Raw genomic sequence first — 18761 nt, forward strand, 5'->3', positions numbered from 1 at the left:
TAACTATTAGAAGAGGCGGATATTGTTAAGATTTTGGATGGTTATCGTTTTGTGGAGGTAATATTAATGAATTATGCTTCATACCTAATGGCATATTTTAAAAAATACAGGAGGGAGGAAATAAATGAATATTAAGCGTCTCGAAAATATATTGAGCAGGATTAGCGTCCAAAATGTACCTAATGCAGATGTGGAGGTTGTGAATAATACGCGGCTGACGATGATTGGGAAAGGCCGGCAGGGAGCAGTTTTTTACTATACTAATAACATTTGCGTTAAGGTGTTTGGAAATGAAGAGGATTGTGAACGGGAGTATTATGCTTTATCGCTTGGCCAAAAGACTACCCTTTTACCGCGAGTATATGCGAAAGGGAAGCTTTACATTGCAATGGAGATTATCAAAGGGGTTGATCTGCGGGAATATTTGCAATCACAGCCATTAACGGAGGAACTCTCTGCAAAACTAATAGACATGCTTATCACTTTTAAAAAAATAGGTTATGAACGGATAGATCATCATAAACGGCAAATCTATTTGCAGGAGGACGGGAGCTTAAAGGTGATTGATGTCGCGAGGACCGTATGGCGCGACCGTGTTTACCCTTATCCTCGAAAATTAATTAATTCCTTAGGGAAAGAGTATAAAGAAGTATTTTTATCCCATGTACAAGCATTATCGCCTGACTTATATGAGGAATGGCAGAACTTCATCCGAATGGAAGAACTTTCACGTCATATTTATGAAATCATACTCAAGCAGGAAACCGACAAAAACACTTTAAAAAAATTAAGTGAAAAGAATTTAATCGTAGACAACGAAAAAAAATACGTATTACAGCTTGAAGGGTTAATGTATAAGGTTTTTAAGGAAGAATGGATCAAAACCATGCTGGCCCGAGGTACTGACCCAGAAGTAGTTATGGAAAAGATTGATGAGTACTGGGATAAACGTGAACAAAGTTTTGAGAAGAATTACTCAATGAAAGAGAGCAGCAAGAAAAATAAGGATAAACGCTCCCGCCGATATGAAGGATACAGTTATGATGACCGAAAAAAAGATCGTCACCACAGTAAAGGTCATCATGATAAAGATCGTAAGCGTCACAAGCATGAAAAAGATAAAAAAAGACACAAAAGGTAATCTACAAACCTATTAAAAGAGAGGTGAAGCGAACATGAAGATATTAGTCATCTGGCGCTTGCTCACTGTAGGAGGAGTAAATGCCGGTTGGCGAAATCGAGCCATTTATTTTAAAAAACACGGAATTGAGACCGAATTCCTCTATACGACGGACCACGGCGGCCTTCATATTATGCAGGATGTGGCTAAAGTTTATTTAACGAAGGACGACAAGGAGATTATTAACATTATCAAAGAAAATGGATATGACGCCATCATCGTAGTCGACACCGGTGCTGCCTACAAGTGGATTCGAAAAGCGAAATACAAAGGTCCTATATTAATAGAGGCTAGAACCCCCGAGCTTATCAAACTGATGCCGCACCTGAAAACCTTCAAAGGAATCGAGCCCAAACTAATCATTGTTCCCTCCCACTATCAGAAAAGGCTTGTTTCCATTCTTACAGAGGATATCCCTATTCACGTTATATACAACGGAGTCGATACATCTTTTTTTCGGGCATTGCCATTGGAGGAAATCGATTTTGCAAGCCAGCCTCTTAACCAGCATGGTAAAAAAATTGTCGGCTGGATAGGCCGTACTGATAGGCGGAAGAATTGGCCAATGCTATTGGAGGTCGCCGAGAAAATAAAAAATGAACGTGATGATATAGAATTCTGGCTCATTGGCGGTGCACAAAGCGTCCAGCGGGAAGAATTTGCTGCCGCTTGGAATGACGGGGAACTAACTGACATTGTGAAATGGTTTCCCGTTATTCCGTACCAGCAGATGCCGCATGTCTATGCCAAAATTCGCGAATCGGGCGGCTGCACCCTAGCGACAACGAAGTCGGAATCGTTCGGGAATACTTTTATTGAATCGATGGTGTGCGGAGTTCCTGTTGTGGCTTCGAACATCATGCCAATTAACGAACTGGTGGTAAATGGTGAGACAGGCTTGCTTTATCGGGGCCAAAACGTCGACGATGCAGTCAAGCAAATCTATGAGATTGTAGATAATCCCGACATGCATCGAAAAATGTCGGCAGCTGCAGTTCGTCGGGTGGAAGAGAATTTTGCCATTCAAGTGGTCGCGGATCAATACGTTCACTTATTAAAATCATTCATTCAATTGGAGAGGAATGGAGATGGGGAGGTGGAGGCGACTTGATTAAACCTGTTTCTTATCAGAAAAAATTACAAGGAAAATCGAATGCTCATCTAATCACGTTTGATGATGGCAGGGAGTATGTGGTGAAATTCTTTCAGCAAGGTTTTGAAAGATCTTTGCCCAATGAATGGGTCGCCTACTGCCTTGGGCGATATCTAGGATTGCCGATTCCATTTGGCAGAATCGTAGAAATTCCGGAGGAATTCTCGTTACAGGTGCCTGAACTTGCCGAGATGGGACACACCCAATACCAATTTGCATCTTTGTTTATTCCCGATTGTCTGGATGGCCACAAGGTTTCAAAAATTTCTTCTATTGATAACCACCAGTCATTAGCGGGTATTATTGCATTTGATTATTGGCTGTTTAATCGTGATCGGACTCGTATGAATGTTCTTTTTCAAGAAGTTGCCTCAGGTTCAGGAGCGTATAAGCTGTGGATGATCGACCAGGCAGAGGTTTTTGGTTCCTATAATTGGACCCAGGAGGATGTAGATAATCTCCCTGCCGATTTATTAAAAAGTGCCACACATGAATTGATGTCGGCCTATATCGAGGATGAAAAAATATTTTATGAGCACCTGGAAGTCATTCAAACAATCCCCATTTTATTAATAGAAGAAATTGTTGAGCTTATCCCGGAAGAATGGGGCGTCACAAAAGACGAAAAAAAAGCAATAGTAACAACACTCGTAACAAGGCGAAAAAAAATTCTTCCTAAATTGCTCGAAAGGTTTATGAAAAGAAAATGGGTGTCAGACATCACAAAAAGACATTTTGGCAAATTGTCCACCTGAGGCGAATGAATTGTAAAATAATGGGTACACAATCGTTTAAACCGTCATTTTTTGACGGTTATTTTTTTGTTTTTTCGTGGTTTTTGGTTGAATAGGCTGTTTTGTGATGGGAAATTATTGTGTTTATTCCTTGGGAAAGCGCATGAAGTGACATTTCTCGAGTTGTGAGGTCGGTAGAGTGATGTACAAAACGACATGACCCGACATGAAGCTGTATTCCCACTGTTTGCCTTTATATAAATCATTTGGCGTATAATCATTTAAATTGCTTTTTGTAGGTAAAATGAATATTGTGTATGTTAGACATAATCGGACAGGGGAGAATTTTATCTTGAGCAAACAAGTAATTGTTTATACCACCAACGACTGTATCGAATGCACAATGGTTAAGAAAGTCCTGACTGAAGAAGGGATTCCTTTTGAGACAAGAAATGTGGCAGAAAATCCTGAGTATCAAAAGGAAGTGGAAAAATTCGGTTTTCTCGGTGTTCCTGTTACGGTAGTGAATAACCGTGCGGTAAAGGGTTTTACAAATGATCTTAAAGAATTGATGGAGCTTGCGAAAGAGAGCTAATAAGTACAAATTTCGGAAATCGAGTATTTCGGAGTTTTTAGAAGCGGGTTAAACAAAAGTATTTTTAAGATATTTTTCTTTACAAAAAAGATTCTTAGGTTTATTCTGATGATAATTTCATATTTGATGTAACTACTAGGGGTGCCCTGTTAGCGGGCTGAGAGAAAACGGCTAGTTTTTAACCCTTCGGACCTGAACTGGATAATACCAGCGTAGGAAAGTAGACCATGTTTAATTTTTACGGTTTCTTACTTAACTTAACCAGGTCCTTTATGAGGGCCTGGTTTTTTTTTAAAAAGGAGGAGAAGGATTTGCTTAAAAACAACTTGTTTGAAACGTTGCAAAAAGTAAGAGAAGTAAAACCGCTTATACATAATATTACGAATGTAGTGGTAACCAATTTTACTGCGAATGGACTTTTGGCTCTTGGGGCATCACCGGTAATGGCCAATGCTGCTGAGGAAGCCGCAGATATGGCACGGATCGCCAGTTCACTAGTTTTAAATATTGGCACTTTAAATTCACAAACGGTAGATTCGATGATTTTGGCAGGGAAGGCGGCCAATGAACAAGGTATTCCGGTTATTTTTGACCCGGTGGGTGCAGGGGCAACCCCTTATCGGACGGAAACAGCGCAAAGGATCATGGGGGAACTAAGAGTATCCATAATTCGAGGGAACGCCGCTGAAATTGCCAATGTCGTTGGAGAGAAATGGGAAATCAAAGGTGTCGATGCGGGAAGCACAAATGGTAATATTACCGATCTCGCCATGACTGCTGCAGAAAAATTAAACTGTATCGTCGTCATTACAGGGAAGGAAGATGTCGTTACGAATGGGAATACCACTTATGTTGTGGCTAATGGACATCCATTGTTAACAAAAGTGACAGGTACTGGTTGTCTATTAACCTCCGTTATTGGTGCATTTACCGGGGTGGAGAAGGATTTACTGCAGGCATCTGTTGCTGCAGTCTCGATATACGGAATAGCCGCAGAAAAGGCGGCGGAACTAACGGTGGAATCAGGCCCAGGAAGCTTTCAAATCGAATTTTTGAACCAGCTTTCGAAGATTGCTGAAGATGACATCAATCTTTATTCTTCCATAAAAAAATTAACAGGAGGAGGGCAAAAATGAAAAAGGCGTTAACGATTGCAGGTTCCGATTCAGGCGGTGGAGCCGGAATTCAGGCGGACCTAAAAACGTTTCAGGAGTTAGAGGTTTTTGGCATGTCCGCATTAACCGCTGTTACAGCGCAAAATACATTAGGTGTCCATGGAGTTTATCCAATGACAGCAGAAGCGGTTATCGAGCAGATGAAAGCCATCGGTGAGGACATGGGGACTGATGCGGTGAAAACGGGTATGTTATTTAATGCGGAAATTATTGAAGCTGTATCTGTTAATCTTACAAAATATCATTGGGATAATGTTGTTGTCGATCCTGTAATGATCGCAAAAGGCGGGGCTTCCTTGCTGCAAATTGAAGCAATTTCTGCGATGCAGAAATTTTTAATGCCGCTTGCCAAAGTGGTTACCCCGAATATTCCAGAGGCTGAGGTCCTAACCGGGATGTCTATACGTACAGCAGAAGATAAGAAGGAGGCAGCAAAAAAATTACATGCCTTAGGGGTGCAAAACGTTGTGTTGAAAGGCGGCCATGATGAAAACCCTTCAGAATCAACAGACCTCCTCTTCGATGGAAAAGAATTCTATACTTTTACGAGTAAGCGAATTCCGACTAAGAACACACACGGCACTGGCTGCACTTTTTCAGCAGCGATTACTGCTGAACTGGCTAAGGGAGCAGATGTATATCAAGCGGTCATCAAGGCGAAGGATTTTATTCAGGCTGCAATTGAAGATGGGATTGCGATTGGACAGGGACATGGGCCGACAAACCATGGGGCTTACCGGAAAAGGATCATGGAGATGGTCCAATCATGATAAACTTACGAGAAGCCTTGAAAGTATATTTTATTATGGGAACAGCCAATTGCAGGAAGGACCCGGTTGAGGTATTGAAAGAAGCCATCGCCGGAGGAATTACCTTTTTTCAATTTCGGGAAAAAGGCGAAGGGGCTTTAATCGGGGAAGAAAAATATGCTCTTGCGAAAAAACTGCAAAGCCTATGCAAAGAACACAGAATTCCGTTTATCGTTAATGATGATCTTGAACTGGCAATCGCGCTTGACGCAGATGGGGTTCATATTGGTCAGGAGGATGAACCGGCTGTAACAGTCAGAAATCAAATTGGCGATAATAAAATTCTTGGTGTATCCGTTCATACACCGGAGGAGGCCGAAGAAGCACTTAGCGCTGGTGCCGATTATTTCGGAATTGGACCGGTTTATCCAACAAAAACGAAGGCCGATGCAAAGCCATCAAGAGGGACTGCACTGATCGAGGAACTGCGAAGTCAAGGAATTGCTGTACCGATTGTTGGAATTGGCGGGATTACAAGTGAAAATGCGGCAACTGTCGTGGAAGCCGGAGCGGATGGCGTTTCAGTTATTACCGCCATCAGCCTTGCCGATTCACCGCACTTAGCTGCAAAGGCTTTGCGAAAAAGTGTAGGGGAGTGAAGAGATCATGAAAAAAACGTATAAGCTTACGTTAACTGCTATGATGATTGCGATGGGGACTCTTTCAAGTAATTTGGTCGTGATTCCGATTGGCTTTACAAAGGTTTTTCCAATGCAGCATTTTTTAAACGTTCTTTCCGCGGTTCTGTTGGGCCCTTATTATGCCGTGGCCCAGGCCTTTTGTGTTTCCCTGCTTCGGAATATGATGGGCACAGGTTCGCTTTTTGCGTTTCCTGGAAGTATGGTCGGGGCATTTCTAGCCGGACTATTATTTTGGAAAACTAGAAAAATCTACTTTGCTGTTATAGGAGAAGTTATTGGGACGGGAATTCTTGGAGCATTGCTTTCCTATCCTATTGCAACCCTAATCCTCGGGCAGAAAGCAACTCTATTCGGGTTTATCCCATTATTTATTTTCAGTTCCTTTGCCGGAGCACTGCTTGGATTTGTGATTTTAACGATTTTCTTAAGGAAGAAAGTGCGGCTTGGCGAGAAAAATATCACAGTAACTAAATAGAACCTTCACTGGGGGAAGCCTAAAAGGCTTGAGATGGGCACAGCTCCGAACCCTTTGAACCTGAACTGGATGATTCCAGCGGAGGGAAGTGGACCGTCAGAACCCACTCTTACCTTTGCTATAAAGAGTGGGTGTTATTTTTTTAAAACCTAGAATAAATTTAGGAGGCTTTAGGAATGGTTGGTCTGGAAAATTTAATAGAAACGATCGGACAAGAAGTGGAAGCTAGGGAAGCCGAACTGCTTAAACTTTTGAGCGACCTAATTGCGTTTCCGACTGAAAGTCCTCCGGCCCGGAATACAACGGGAATCCAGGAGTTTCTTAAAAGCTATTTAGGAGACATGGGATTTCAAACCGATATGTGGGAAGTATATCCTGGGGATTCGAATGTGGTTGGAATTTTAAAGGGTGAATCCTCCGAGCAATATAGCAGCTTAATTGTCAACGGACATGTGGATGTTGCTGAGGTTGGCGACGAAAAGGAATGGGGGGCGGACCCGTTTTCTGCCAGAATCAAGGATTCCTATATATATGGACGCGGTGTTGCCGACATGAAAGGCGGTATTGCCGCATCCCTCATTGCTATAAAACTTTTAAAAGAGCTTGAGGTTCCGCTTAAAGGAGATTTGCAATTTCAGTCTGTTATTGGAGAAGAAGTTGGCGAGGCAGGAACGCTTGCTTGTTTGGAAAGGGGCTATTCTGCTGACTATGCAGTGGTAGTTGACACAAGCGATTTACATATTCAAGGGCAGGGCGGCGTCATAACCGGCTGGATAACGATTCAAAGCAAAGAAACCTATCATGATGGGATGAGGAGAAGGCTGATTCATGCCGGCGGAGGCATCAATGGTGCCAGTGCGATTGAAAAAATGACGAAAATCATCGAAGGCCTTCAAGACCTTGAACGCCACTGGGCTGTGACAAAGAGTTACGAAGGTTTTCCACCAGGTATGAATACAATTAATCCTGCTGTAATCGAGGGCGGAAGGCATGCTGCGTTTGTTGCCGACCGCTGCGCCTTGTGGGTTACCGTTCATTTCTACCCAGATGAAGATTACGAAGAGATTATAAAGGAGATTGAGCAGCATATTGGTGCAGTGGCAGCTGCGGATCCATGGCTTCGTGACAATCCACCGGAATTTGTTTGGGGCGGTAAATCTATGATAATCGATCGTGGTGAAATATTTCCTTCCTTGGAGCTTGATGTGGACCATTCAGGAACCCGAATGCTGGCAAGCGCCTTTGAAAAAACGCTTATGAAAAAGCCTGTACTCGATATGTCAACGACGGTAACAGATGCAGGCTGGCTTGGCCGTGCAGGAATTCCGACAGTTATTTTTGGGCCGGGAAAACTAGAGGATGCCCATGCTGTTAATGAGAAGGTCGAGATTCGGCAATTGTTAGACTTTACAAAAGTGTTAGCTCAATTTATTGCTGTCTGGTGCAACACACGAAAGGGGGAGTAAAGCCAATGAAATTTTCTGATCGGCTTTTTGAAAAAGTTAAGGGAATTTGGGAGAAAACACATAAGCATCCATTCGTAGTCGGGTTGGGACGTGGCGATCTTCCGGTCGAATCTTTTATCCGCTATATGAAGCAGGACTACGTGTTTCTTATTGACTATTCAAAGTTGTTTGCGTTTGGAACGGTGAAGGCGAGAGATGTTGAGACCATGGCAGCTTTTGCAAAGCTTTTAGATGAAACCTTACATGGTGAAATGGACCTTCACCGCGAGTATGCGAAACGGTTTGGAATTTCGGAACAGGATCTTGAAGGCACCGAAGCTACTCCGATTAATTTAGCTTACACCCGCTACATGTTAAATGTGGCTCAAAATGGTTCTTTGGAGGAATTAATATCAAGTCTGCTGCCATGTATGTGGAGCTATTGGGAAATCGGTAAAATGCTAGCAGAAAACTATCAAAACTCTAGCGATCATCTATTATACGGCGACTGGGTGAAAATGTACTCTTCTGATGAATTTGGGTCGCTGGCTCTCTGGCTAATCGATTTGTTAGATAAATTAACGGAAGGAAAACCAGAGCGAGAATTGGCGGTTTTAGAAGAGCATTTTCTCACCACATCCAGGTTTGAGTATATGTTCTGGGACATGGTCTATGAGGGAGGAGATTGGCCTGTCTAATTCAAATATGTTACACATCGAAGATTTAACATATACATTTGATAGGGATATGCAGCCGATTTTTCAACAGCTTTCGCTCGATTTAAAGGCGGGGGAGTTTGTTTCCCTTATTGGCCCAAGCGGGTCAGGGAAAAGTACACTTTTTAAATTAATTACCGGACTGCTTAAACCGGGCCAGGGAAAAATACAAATTGCTGGGAATCTATCCTCAGGCAGACTAGGAAAAGTTGGCTATATGCCGCAAAAAGATTTACTGCTGCCTTGGCGGACGGTAATGGAAAACGTGCTGTTGCCCTCAGAAATCGCGAAAGAGGACAAGCGGGAAAAGTCACACGAAATCCGTGCTTGGTTATCCCGTTTTGGCCTTAAGGAATATGAGAATGCTTATCCAGATGAATTATCAGGGGGAATGAAACAGCGTGTCGCCTTTTTACGGACCATTATGACAGGCAGGGAACTTTTATTGTTGGATGAACCGTTTGGGGCGCTGGATTCGTTAACGAAACGAACCATGCATAGCTGGTTATTGGGGCTATGGGGTGAGCTTCAAAAGACCGTCCTGTTCATCACACATGATCTCGAGGAGGCAATTCTATTAAGCGATAGAATTCTTCTCCTTCAAAATAGAGGAGTCCTGGAATACAAGGTCAACCTGCCAAGACCACGAAATTCAGAATCTATTTATCAACCAGAGTTTATTTCAATGCGTAAAGAATTGGAGCGGCTGATACAACATGAGGAGTAAATGGAAAAGATGGGCCGGAGAATACGGTTTGTTTTTGCTGACGGCCATTTGTTTAATCAGTATTTGGCAGTGGGTAGTTGAAGCTGGAATGGTGCCTTCATTTATATTGCCTGCACCTACGGCAATCGGCGAGTCACTTGTGAATAATCGTGAGATTCTTTTGGGCGAGCATTTACCGGCGACATTCTTAGAGGTTTTGATTGGCTTTGGACTTTCGCTTATAGGAGGGCTGCTTTTAGGCGTTAGTATGCATTTTTCTAAGATATTAGAAAAAGTGCTTTATCCTTTTCTAATCATCTCTCAAACGATCCCGATGATTGCCATTTCTCCAATTTTTATCATGTGGTTTGGCTACACGATATGGAGCAAGGTTGCTGTGACAATATTGGTAGCTTTTTTCCCAATCGTTGTGAGTACTTATGACGGGTTGAAGGCGGGCGGAAGCGAATATCGTGAATTACTGTTAACAATGGGGGCCGGACGCTGGACAATTTTTAAAAAGGTGCAGGTTCCGATGGCCTTGCCATCCATCATGTCCGGTTTGAAGATGGCGGTGGTTTATTGTGTCGTCGGCGCCACTATCGGAGAGTGGCTGGGGGCAAGTGAAGGGCTGGGCTATTTTAGCCGGAGGATGTCTTCAAACCTCCAGTCAGATTCAGTCTTTGCAGCTATTTTTCTGCTTTCTTTAATGGGAATTGTATTGTTTTTGTTGATAAGCTTACTAGAAAAAAAGTTAATTAAAAATAAGATTCGTTAATTTGCTGAAAGGAAGTTATTATTGTGAAAAAAAGTTTATTGGTTATGGTGAGTTTGCTGCTTCTGTTAGTTAGCGCATGCGGGAAGGCAGGGGCCGATAAGTCCCCCGTTAAAGAGGAGGGCCTCCAGAAAGTCAGCTTGATGCTTGACTGGTATCCGAATGCCGTTCACTCGTTTCTTTTCGCAGCACAGGAAAAAGGCTATTTCAAAAAACAAGGTCTGGATGTCGACATTCAAATGCCTGCAGACACGAACGATCCTTTAAAACTTGTGGCCGCTGGTAAATTTGACATGGCGATCAGTTACCAGCCGCAGGTATTAGTAGCACGTGGAGAGGATATTCCTGTCCGGTCATTCGCTGCTCTCGTTAGACATCCGCTTAACCAATTAATGGTTGCAGCCGATAGCCCGATTCAATCACCGAAGGATTTGGCTGGACGGACCATCGGCTATCCATCGATTCCCTTAGATGAGGCGATCATTCAAACGATGGTAAAGGAAGATGGCGGAGATGCGGGAAAGATAAAAATGGTCGATGTCGGCTGGGACTTGATTCCGGCGATGGCTACGAAAAAAACCGATGCCTTGATTGGCGGCTATATCAATCATGAGAAATTATTGCTTGATAAAGAGGGACACCCAATGCGTACGTTAAATCCAGCAGATTATGGTGTTCCAGACTATTATGAATTGGTGCTGGTAGGAAGTGAAAAAGGGTTAAAGGAAAAACCTGAAGTATTTAAGAAGTTTATGGCTGCCATAAGAGATGGACAAAAATATGTTGCGGACCATCCGGAAGAGGGGCTGTCCATTCTATTAAAGCATGAAGACAAATCATCGCCACTGGAAAAGGACATCGAGACTAAGAGCCTCGAAATTCTGCTGCCGTTGATGGATGCAGGAGATAAACCATTCGGCTACCAGGATTCTGTAGTCTGGGAACATGCTGCTAAATGGCTAAAGGATACCAAAATCATCAATAAAGATATTAAACCAGAAGATGCCTATATTAACTTTTAATAAATAATAATCTTGATGTCATGGTCAGGCACCGTAAGTGGACAAATGTCCACGCGCGGTGCCTGAAACCATTAATGATATGTTAGAAAATATGAATAATTTGGGCGAGAGATCATGTTCATCAGGTAGGCTGAGTGGTTGGGGCTGGGTTTTCGTTTTTTGTTTAGGAAGTCGATAATGACTTTGGCGTTTCGGATACCGATTCCGTGGCCATAGTATTGATCGCCGCCAAAATAGATGACATTTTCCGCTCTCCAATGTGGTTCCTTTGGACTGAAATCTGGATTGTTGAAATGAAGAGCATCTCCTGGTAAATAATCATCACCGAATTTTTGGTAGATCGGCAAATCCTCATCAAATTGCCAGTCCATTAAATATAGGCGTTCAAACAGCAAATCAAACCGCGTTCTGCCAATTGAATAAAGGGTAGCAATATATAAAACAATGGCTATAGCAGTGGAACACTCAAAAGCATATAGCTTTCCGTTTTTTAAGATGTCTAGAATAGCAGTCGAAGGACTTGCCCCTGGCTTCAGTAGGAACCCTCCGTTGCCGAGCCGGTCCCAATATTTTTTATTGCAGATTGCATAGGTAAAGGTTGTAAATATTGCTCCGCTCTTGTTCAGTTCGCGGGCAGCTCTCATCGTATTGGACCGAAAAGTCAGTTCGAATTTAAGCTGCTCCATGGTTTGATACGAATAAACCTCTTCATAAGCAGTCATTTGTTTTATTATTTTACGCTGCTCTTGGTTGGTGATTTGTTTATAAAGCTCCTCAGCCTTAACAACCTGATTATTGATACGAATCATATTTTCCCCCCCCGAAATCAGATATCAGCCTACCTTTAGATTATGAATAATCCCTAGTTGTGACACTTAAAATAAATTCTCCACTGCCTAGTTTGAAAAACAAAAAGTTGGGATAAAAACCCCAACTTTTTAAGAGCAATTTCCATATTATGCGTCCGTCTCAGGGGGACATTGTAAACAAGAGGTGCCTGACATCTTCGTACGTAGTAAAACCTTCATTGAGATACCTTCATAGACACTTTCAAGGATTTCATGTACATGAGCAGAAAGACGAGGGCGCTCATGAATCTAAATACAGTGCTGATGTTGAGGGCGGTTATGATTCCGCCGATTTCGAGCAGCCAGATGCCGATTTGCGGTGCGATGAAGGCGACGAAGGAGAGGAGAACGTTGTAAGTGGTAATGCAATAGGTTCTCTTTTCCTTCGGTGATTGCTCAAGCAATAGGTTAAACAACAGCAGCACGGTCCCTGATACAAAGAATCCCGAAGTCATGCTGACAAACGTTAAATAGTAAAGGTTCGTAGATATAGCATTTAAGAAAGGTGCAGTAGCCATTCCAGCTGCCACCCACACAAGCATTAATGTATTGGATTTTTGATCGGCCCATTTTTTCCAGAGCGGATAGGAAAAAATTTGTACTAGCTGATTCGCAACAGAGAAAATACTAATCCACAGAATCGTGGCATGAGCATATTTTACGTTATAAATATTGAATAGACCCCAAGCCATTTGCCAAGTGAAATTAAAACAAAGGGCAGCAATCAGAAACCATTTATAGCCCCGGTCCTTAAAAATTGACCAATCCATCGAAGAATTCTTCGGTTCCTTCACCTGTTTTGCCTTGATCGTTTCCTTATGCTTCATTAAGAAAACAACTTCCAGTACACCAAAGGTAAAGGCCATAAAAAATAAGGTCTGGTATGCAGCCGCGTTATCTGTTTCTTTCTTCATGACAATCCCGATAATCAGTGTTGTTACCATTCCTACCAACGTTAAAAGCCGGTTACGGTCGCTGAAAAATGTACCTCTTCGTTCTTCGGAAATCATCCCGCTGATTAATGTCTGCCAGCCTACGTTTGAAATGGTACCGGGAACATTCATTAAGGCAATAATCAATAAAAATGTCCATGCCTGCATGGATGACTGCAAATAAACCACACCAATGAGCAACAAAAACAATACCCTTGCCCATAGAACGGATAAGGCAACGGTTTTCTTTTGCTCTTCCAACCGATTTAGGATAACAGCAGCAGGAATGGTCATAATGAGGGCGACAAGCGGCGGCAGAGAACTGATTAATCCGACCTGATAATTGCTTGCCCCAAGGATGGAAATGGCGAATATAGGAAAATAGTTGCTTGCCAAGTTTGTCGCAACTGTCGAAACCATTCCATGATATATGCTGATTTTTTCATTATAAGTACGCATCTGTCTCCACCGTTCATCTTTAAATATACAAAGCTATTATACATCCAAAAATCTTCGTTGCACTAAGTATTTTTCAAAAAATAAACCCATCATCACTATCGCTGTTTTTAGGCCAGTCAAGAAGAACATGCTATAATAAAATACAAATTAATAGTGGAAGGATGTGCAATATTTGACAGCACAGCAGTCTCAATTGACGAAAAAGAAGTCAACCCAATACATACCGCCAATGGGAGAATATGAGAGCTTTCAAAGTGAAGAGGATTTTAAAGGGAAGTTGAAGGAATGGGGGTTGTCAGCAGCAAAAAAAGAATTTTGGTATAAGGACAGAGGATTTCAATGCCTGGTAAGCATAAAAGGCTATGAAATGTACGGAAATCAAAACTACACCCTTGTAATAGAATTTTCAGATGGAACCCTTAGCTGTATTCACCCGGCTTATTTAAAGGAAATGCAGCAGGCAAGTTTCGGGAAGGAAAGCATGCTTACGCTTGAGGATCGGGATGTGAAGGTAGAGGAAGCAGATACCACAGTTAGTGAGGAGGAATCTGCAAAAATCGACCTGGAAAGTAAAGCAGAAACAAAGGAAATCAACACCCAAGCCGAGCCGGCCAAACCGGCAAAAGTGAAAGAGGCTAAACCTAAAAAGGAAAAGGCGCCTAAAATAGAGCTGCCTGCAGATAAAGTGCATTTTACAGCCACTGTGAAGCAGTTTGCCCTGACTTACAATGCTTTTAATGAGGAAAACGATGAAGTCGTTGTCCTTGAAAATGTCCAAATCGTCCAGGAAAACCCTCTCGAACTTGGTCTAGCCTGGTGCAGCCACAGCAAAACATTGAAAAAGTTTGAGCTTGCCCCTGGGGATATGCTCGAATTCGATGGGAAGGTGGCCGCAAAAAAACTAGCAAAAGGGAAGGACGCGGCGGAGGAGTTCACTGTCGAAGTGCCAGTCTTATATAAAATTAATAATCCTTCAAAAATAACGAAACAATAAAAACAGGGACCTATATTGGTCCCCATTTTTTTCGGTTCAATTTGGAAAATACATTTCCATACGGTCACAGCCCTTGCGTAACATGAAGTAGTTTTGAAAATCAGTATTTAGTGATACAGTTTCATAATCCTTAATGGAAATGGAAAAGGTTCTTCCATCTTTTTTTGTAAATAAAAGCACTCCATTTAAAAATTGTATTTTATCAAAATGAAACCCATCTCTTTTCCATAAAAAATCTTCGTCCTCATAGTAGTTTAAAACGACCTGCCTATCATGGTAATTCTCAAAAATAGAAAAATTAGATATTCTTTTTTCCAATTTTATCACCTTCCCCTGTAGTTTTATTTTAGTAAAAATGGATGAAGGAACGGGGTGACGGGAATCACAAATAGCAATTATTTCGAGAACTGAAATTTTTTTATATGTAACCGCCTCCATCGGAAATTAGGGAATTCATCTAGGGAAATATGGAGTATAATAAGGGAAATAATCAATACAACAGGGGTATGAAACATTGGAAAAACGAAATAGCAAGTATAGATGGATAGTTTTTACGGCAGTGTTGTTTACATATTTTATCATTGTAAGTCAAAGAACAGCACCTGGATTAATTTCGGATCAATTAATGAAGGAATTCCATTTACCAGCAGCCACGATCGGTTTGTTGGCAAGTATACAGTTTTTGGCGTATGCTGGACTGCAAATTCCGATTGGGATTTTATCTGACCGTTTGGGTCCAAATTATTTTCTTATTGGCGGAACCGTCCTAACGGGGCTTGGGACAATTATTTATAGTACTGCCTCGAATGAAGCCATCCTTTTTGCTGCAAGATTGCTGGTAGGAATAGGGGATGCCGCCATTTGGGTCAATTTGGTGTTGATTTTAAGCAGGTGGTTTAGAGCCAATGAATTTGTAAAATTGCTTGGCTTAGCAGGAATGGCCGGAAGCTTAGGATTTTTATTGGCGACAGTTCCCTTCTCTGCATTAATTGCCTCCTTTGGCTGGAGACCGCCTTTTTTGACAACGGGTATTATTCTCTGCCTTACTGGAATTCTTTTATATTACGTTTTGGTCATGAAGCCAAATCAAATGGGCCTGAACCAAACCAAGCCGCAAAAGTCTTATCTTAAAAAACAGCCGAGGCAGGAAAAAACCTTGGTGATGCTGCGCCGTATTTTTTCAAATCGTCAGGCATGGGCAGCTTTTTTCTGTCATTTTGGAGCGGTAGGGACATATGTTGGATTTATTGGTTCATGGGCTGTACCATACGGAATGCATGTATATGACATGACAAGATCCGCTGCCAGCCAGCTGGTTATGATTGGCTTGATTGGCGCCATCATCGGTGCGCCTGTAACAAGCTGGGTTTCAGCACGGATTGATTCACTCAAAAGACCATATGTCCTGGTTCATGTTGTTATTTTTCTAAGCTGGACTGTCATTCTGCTTTTCGGTGGAAATCCGCCTGTTTTCCTACTATATATGCTTTTCTTTTTAATAGGTTACGGAAATGGCGGCAGTACATTAACCTTTGCGGTCGTCCGTCAGTCTTTCCCTATTAAGGAGGTTGGCGTAGTCACAGGATTTGCGAACACAGGGGGGTTTATCAGCGCGGTACTTTTACCGAGCATTTTTGGTAAGGTATTAGACCATTTCCATTCATTCGGTGCAAGTGTGGGGTACCACTATGGGTTTATTATTCCTGCCGCATTCGCCCTGATTGGCTTACTCGGCGGAATGATGATCAAGGAAAATCGGCGCGAAGTGAACAGGCCAAGTGAAGAGGCAATTGTATAAGCTTGGAGTAATTGGGCAATAAGCCTATCCCTCATTCAATTTGGACACATATACTAATTTGTAACCATTTTGAGGAGGAGATAAAGAATGGATAGACAATTAACAATTGGTTTACCAGGCGGAGGTTATGCACCACCTGGTCATCCGGGAATGGGATATCCAGGTGCGCACCCAGGCATGGGTTATCCTGGTTATCCGGGAATGGGCTATCATCACGGCCAGGGCGGTTTTTATCCGGGACATGGGTATCATCACGGCCACGGGGGCTATTATCCAGGACATGGGTATCACCACGGCCATGGCGGGTATTATCCGGGCCACGGGTATCACCACGGCCACGGGGGCTATTATCCAGGCCACGGATATCATCACGGCCACGGTACCTACCAGCCAGGCCAAGGCTGAAAAGGTTAATTAACAGAACAGGTTGTTCGTGAATCAAGCAGGGGCTATGGCTCCTGCTTTTAATTTTTGCGGGCATATTGTTTAATTCCCAGCGGATATTGTGAACCACAGAAACGAAAATAATAGAGGAAAATGGAACAAATATTTAGTATAATTATTTTTTGAATGTATTTTTAAGGAGTTTACTACCCATGAATCAGGCTATCACCTTGAAGGATAAAATAAAACAAATCTTCGTTCTGTTAGTTCCAATTTTAATCACCCAGCTTGGGATGTTTTCCATGGTGTTTTTCAATACGATCATGTCGGGAAAATATCATTCAACCGACCTGGCCGGTGTTGCGATTGGTTCTTCAATTTGGAATCCGATTTTTACAGGCTTGAGCGGCATTCTCCTGGCAGTATCGCCGATTGCTGCACAATATTTTGGCGAAAAAAAGAGCCATGAAATTGCAGCCGTGGTTAAGCATGGTGTGTATCTTTCCATCATTTTAACATTGGTTATCATTGTTTTTGGTTTCTTTTTATTGGCACCGCTTTTAGTAACGATGAATCTTCCAAGAGGTGTGCAGGATACCGCTTTTAACTATCTGGTCGGGCTTAGTTATGGGATTTTGCCGCTTTTTATTTTTAATGTATTACGCTCGTTTATTTATGCTTTGGGAAAAACCCGTGTTGTTATGGTGATCATGGTTTCATCCCTGCCTGTAAATTTTCTCTTAAACTATGTGTTTATTTTTGGCAAATGGGGCTTTCCTGAGTTAGGTGGTGCAGGTGCAGGCTATGCTACATCGATTACCTATTGGGTGATTTTAGCTTTTACGGTTTTGATTGTGTTAAAACAAGAACCGTTCTCTACGTACCCCGTATTTAGCAATATGAAGCAATTTTCGTGGACGAAGTGCAGAGAGATTTTACAAATTGGAGTGCCGATGGGGTTGTCGACGTTTTTTGAAACAAGCATGTTTGCAGTCGTTACTATTTTAATCAGTAAGTTTAATGTAACAACTGTTGCTGCCTATCAATCGGCTTTGAACATCGTGTCGTTCCTGTACATGATACCTATCAGCATTTCAATGGCCCAGACGGTCCTAGTCGGATATGAAGTGGGTGCCCGCCGCTATAAGGATGCCAAGGTCTATAGCTGGCTAGGTATTGTTTTGGCGGTGTTGATTGCGCTTGTGACAGGATTATTTGTGGTGGCTTTTCGCTACAAGGTCGCAGGGTTTTACTCGAATGAGGCGGCGGTTATAAGTTTGACGGCAAACTTCTTAATTTTCGCCCTGTTTTTTCAAATTTCCGATGCCATCCAAGCAACAGCCCAGGCAGCGTTAAGAGGATATAAAGATGTGAATTTGGCCTTTATTATGACGTTAGTTGCCTACTGGCTCATCTGTTTGCCTGCTGGATACCTATTGGCACACAATACCGGATTAGGGGCAAGGGGTTACTGGATCGGCCTCACCATCGGTCTCCTTGCCGCAGGAATCGCCTTAGCCATCAGGCTCATCTACATCCAAAAACACAAATTTACTAACGTTGAAATGTTGGAAGTGGGGTAAATCTGCCTGAAACGCTATTTCACTAAATCAATCACTCTGAAATTCTCTTAATAAAATGAAAAGACGCCATTGCATCAGAATGGCGTCTTTTTGTTAAAAAAACTTTTTTATTCCAAATAATTTTAGTAATGGATTTTGGTTTTTATCTGTGATTTGCAGTTCATTCATAACTAATTTTTCTTGATTATCAGTAATCCACTTTTTCAATTCTTGCTTATCTCTGCATTGTGTATAATATGTTTCCCCACCCTTACCAAGAGCATTGACAACATATCTACAAGTGTTCCCCATAATGCCCACCTTTACGTGTGTAATATATTTATATATTGCATTATAG

The 18761-nt window shown here is 42.2% G+C and carries 21 protein-coding genes and 2 riboswitches; of the genes, 17 read left to right on the forward strand and 4 right to left on the reverse strand.

What is annotated here, in order from left to right; all coding sequences use genetic code 11:
- Positions 1–124 precede the first annotated feature (124 nt).
- The 13 genes from V5M37_RS12180 to V5M37_RS12240 all read left to right on the forward strand — a co-directional run bounded on the left by V5M37_RS12180 (position 125) and on the right by V5M37_RS12240 (position 11426).
- Positions 125–1141 (forward strand): hypothetical protein, encoded by a 1017-nt coding sequence (locus V5M37_RS12180; RefSeq protein ID WP_423802153.1) that lies wholly within the window; start codon positions 125–127, stop codon positions 1139–1141.
- A 34-nt stretch (positions 1142–1175) separates the two neighbouring features.
- Positions 1176–2291, forward strand: coding sequence for a glycosyltransferase family 4 protein (locus V5M37_RS12185; RefSeq protein WP_423802154.1), 1116 nt, complete (start codon positions 1176–1178; stop codon positions 2289–2291).
- Positions 2288–3088, forward strand: coding sequence for a HipA family kinase (locus V5M37_RS12190; RefSeq protein ID WP_423802155.1), 801 nt, complete (start codon positions 2288–2290; stop codon positions 3086–3088). Before V5M37_RS12185 ends, V5M37_RS12190 begins: the two co-directional genes overlap by 4 nt.
- 331 nt (positions 3089–3419) lie before the next feature.
- A complete protein-coding gene (locus tag V5M37_RS12195) occupies positions 3420–3662 on the forward strand; it encodes a glutaredoxin family protein (RefSeq protein WP_423802156.1) in 243 nt (80 codons plus the stop codon).
- A 127-nt stretch (positions 3663–3789) separates the two neighbouring features.
- Positions 3790–3898: riboswitch (TPP riboswitch) on the forward strand.
- A 75-nt stretch (positions 3899–3973) separates the two neighbouring features.
- A complete protein-coding gene (gene thiM, locus V5M37_RS12200) occupies positions 3974–4798 on the forward strand; it encodes a hydroxyethylthiazole kinase (protein WP_423802157.1) in 825 nt (274 codons plus the stop codon).
- Positions 4795–5607: a bifunctional hydroxymethylpyrimidine kinase/phosphomethylpyrimidine kinase gene (gene thiD, locus V5M37_RS12205; RefSeq protein ID WP_423802158.1), complete on the forward strand. Its 813-nt coding sequence runs from the start codon at positions 4795–4797 to the stop codon at positions 5605–5607. The genes thiM and thiD overlap by 4 nt, the downstream gene beginning before the upstream one ends.
- On the forward strand, positions 5604–6245 hold the full coding sequence (gene thiE / locus V5M37_RS12210; protein ID WP_423802159.1) for a thiamine phosphate synthase: 642 nt from the start codon (positions 5604–5606) through the stop codon (positions 6243–6245). Before thiD ends, thiE begins: the two co-directional genes overlap by 4 nt.
- Before the next feature lie 7 nt (positions 6246–6252).
- A complete protein-coding gene (gene thiW, locus V5M37_RS12215) occupies positions 6253–6762 on the forward strand; it encodes an energy coupling factor transporter S component ThiW (RefSeq protein ID WP_213140254.1) in 510 nt (169 codons plus the stop codon).
- A riboswitch (TPP riboswitch) is annotated at positions 6763–6866 on the forward strand.
- A gap of 72 nt (positions 6867–6938) precedes the next feature.
- Positions 6939–8228, forward strand: coding sequence for an acetylornithine deacetylase (locus tag V5M37_RS12220; protein ID WP_423802160.1), 1290 nt, complete (start codon positions 6939–6941; stop codon positions 8226–8228).
- A gap of 5 nt (positions 8229–8233) precedes the next feature.
- On the forward strand, positions 8234–8905 hold the full coding sequence (tenA, locus tag V5M37_RS12225; RefSeq protein ID WP_423802161.1) for a thiaminase II: 672 nt from the start codon (positions 8234–8236) through the stop codon (positions 8903–8905).
- Positions 8880–9650 carry an ABC transporter ATP-binding protein gene (locus V5M37_RS12230; RefSeq protein ID WP_423802162.1) on the forward strand — a complete coding sequence of 257 codons (771 nt, stop codon included), beginning with the start codon at positions 8880–8882 and terminating at the stop codon, positions 9648–9650. Before tenA ends, V5M37_RS12230 begins: the two co-directional genes overlap by 26 nt.
- The gene (locus tag V5M37_RS12235) at positions 9640–10407 is read left to right on the forward strand and encodes an ABC transporter permease (protein ID WP_423802163.1); all 768 of its coding nucleotides are present in this window, start codon (positions 9640–9642) and stop codon (positions 10405–10407) included. Before V5M37_RS12230 ends, V5M37_RS12235 begins: the two co-directional genes overlap by 11 nt.
- 23 nt (positions 10408–10430) lie before the next feature.
- Positions 10431–11426: an ABC transporter substrate-binding protein gene (locus tag V5M37_RS12240; protein ID WP_423802164.1), complete on the forward strand. Its 996-nt coding sequence runs from the start codon at positions 10431–10433 to the stop codon at positions 11424–11426.
- A 71-nt stretch (positions 11427–11497) separates the two neighbouring features.
- On the opposite strand, the gene V5M37_RS12245 is transcribed toward V5M37_RS12240, so the two are convergent.
- Both V5M37_RS12245 and V5M37_RS12250 read right to left on the reverse strand, forming a co-directional pair.
- Complete coding sequence (locus tag V5M37_RS12245) at positions 11498–12235, reverse strand: protein-glutamine gamma-glutamyltransferase (protein ID WP_423802165.1); 738 nt, start codon at positions 12233–12235, stop codon at positions 11498–11500.
- Positions 12236–12450: 215 nt separating this feature from the next.
- Positions 12451–13665 (reverse strand): MFS transporter, encoded by a 1215-nt coding sequence (locus tag V5M37_RS12250; RefSeq protein WP_423802166.1) that lies wholly within the window; start codon positions 13663–13665, stop codon positions 12451–12453.
- A 163-nt stretch (positions 13666–13828) separates the two neighbouring features.
- On the opposite strand from V5M37_RS12250, the gene V5M37_RS12255 reads away from it, so the two are divergent.
- Positions 13829–14659: a hypothetical protein gene (locus V5M37_RS12255; RefSeq protein WP_423802167.1), complete on the forward strand. Its 831-nt coding sequence runs from the start codon at positions 13829–13831 to the stop codon at positions 14657–14659.
- 36 nt (positions 14660–14695) lie between these two features.
- On the opposite strand, the gene V5M37_RS12260 is transcribed toward V5M37_RS12255, so the two are convergent.
- Positions 14696–14977: a hypothetical protein gene (locus tag V5M37_RS12260; protein ID WP_213140248.1), complete on the reverse strand. Its 282-nt coding sequence runs from the start codon at positions 14975–14977 to the stop codon at positions 14696–14698.
- A gap of 196 nt (positions 14978–15173) precedes the next feature.
- On the opposite strand from V5M37_RS12260, the gene V5M37_RS12265 reads away from it, so the two are divergent.
- From V5M37_RS12265 to V5M37_RS12275, 3 genes are all read left to right on the forward strand, one after another.
- Positions 15174–16457: an MFS transporter gene (locus V5M37_RS12265; RefSeq protein WP_423802168.1), complete on the forward strand. Its 1284-nt coding sequence runs from the start codon at positions 15174–15176 to the stop codon at positions 16455–16457.
- A gap of 87 nt (positions 16458–16544) precedes the next feature.
- Positions 16545–16862: a hypothetical protein gene (locus V5M37_RS12270; RefSeq protein WP_423802169.1), complete on the forward strand. Its 318-nt coding sequence runs from the start codon at positions 16545–16547 to the stop codon at positions 16860–16862.
- A 191-nt stretch (positions 16863–17053) separates the two neighbouring features.
- On the forward strand, positions 17054–18424 hold the full coding sequence (locus V5M37_RS12275) for an MATE family efflux transporter (protein ID WP_423802170.1): 1371 nt from the start codon (positions 17054–17056) through the stop codon (positions 18422–18424).
- A gap of 93 nt (positions 18425–18517) precedes the next feature.
- Here V5M37_RS12275 and V5M37_RS12280 read toward each other — a convergent pair whose 3' ends face one another.
- Complete coding sequence (locus tag V5M37_RS12280; RefSeq protein WP_213115843.1) at positions 18518–18715, reverse strand: hypothetical protein; 198 nt, start codon at positions 18713–18715, stop codon at positions 18518–18520.
- Between the last annotated feature and the right edge of the window lie 46 nt (positions 18716–18761).

The sequence above is a fragment of the Neobacillus sp. SAB-20_R2A genome, assembly GCF_049568635.1.
Taxonomy (GTDB): Bacteria; Bacillota; Bacilli; order Bacillales; family Cytobacillaceae; genus Neobacillus; species Neobacillus citreus.

What these genes read in the sequence shown, in the direction of transcription:
- V5M37_RS12180 (WP_423802153.1), top strand. Translation starts at nt 125, where the DNA reads ATGAATATTAAGCGTCTCGAAAATATATTGAGCAGGATTAGCGTCCAA.
- V5M37_RS12185 (WP_423802154.1), top strand. Translation starts at nt 1,176, where the DNA reads ATGAAGATATTAGTCATCTGGCGCTTGCTCACTGTAGGAGGAGTAAAT.
- thiD (WP_423802158.1), top strand. Translation starts at nt 4,795, where the DNA reads ATGAAAAAGGCGTTAACGATTGCAGGTTCCGATTCAGGCGGTGGAGCC.
- thiE (WP_423802159.1), top strand. Translation starts at nt 5,604, where the DNA reads ATGATAAACTTACGAGAAGCCTTGAAAGTATATTTTATTATGGGAACA.
- thiW (WP_213140254.1), top strand. Translation starts at nt 6,253, where the DNA reads ATGAAAAAAACGTATAAGCTTACGTTAACTGCTATGATGATTGCGATG.
- V5M37_RS12220 (WP_423802160.1), top strand. Translation starts at nt 6,939, where the DNA reads ATGGTTGGTCTGGAAAATTTAATAGAAACGATCGGACAAGAAGTGGAA.
- tenA (WP_423802161.1), top strand. Translation starts at nt 8,234, where the DNA reads ATGAAATTTTCTGATCGGCTTTTTGAAAAAGTTAAGGGAATTTGGGAG.
- V5M37_RS12230 (WP_423802162.1), top strand. Translation starts at nt 8,880, where the DNA reads ATGAGGGAGGAGATTGGCCTGTCTAATTCAAATATGTTACACATCGAA.
- V5M37_RS12235 (WP_423802163.1), top strand. Translation starts at nt 9,640, where the DNA reads ATGAGGAGTAAATGGAAAAGATGGGCCGGAGAATACGGTTTGTTTTTG.
- V5M37_RS12245 (WP_423802165.1), bottom strand. Translation starts at nt 12,235, where the DNA reads ATGATTCGTATCAATAATCAGGTTGTTAAGGCTGAGGAGCTTTATAAA.
- V5M37_RS12250 (WP_423802166.1), bottom strand. Translation starts at nt 13,665, where the DNA reads ATGCGTACTTATAATGAAAAAATCAGCATATATCATGGAATGGTTTCG.
- V5M37_RS12270 (WP_423802169.1), top strand. Translation starts at nt 16,545, where the DNA reads ATGGATAGACAATTAACAATTGGTTTACCAGGCGGAGGTTATGCACCA.
- V5M37_RS12275 (WP_423802170.1), top strand. Translation starts at nt 17,054, where the DNA reads ATGAATCAGGCTATCACCTTGAAGGATAAAATAAAACAAATCTTCGTT.
- V5M37_RS12280 (WP_213115843.1), bottom strand. Translation starts at nt 18,715, where the DNA reads ATGGGGAACACTTGTAGATATGTTGTCAATGCTCTTGGTAAGGGTGGG.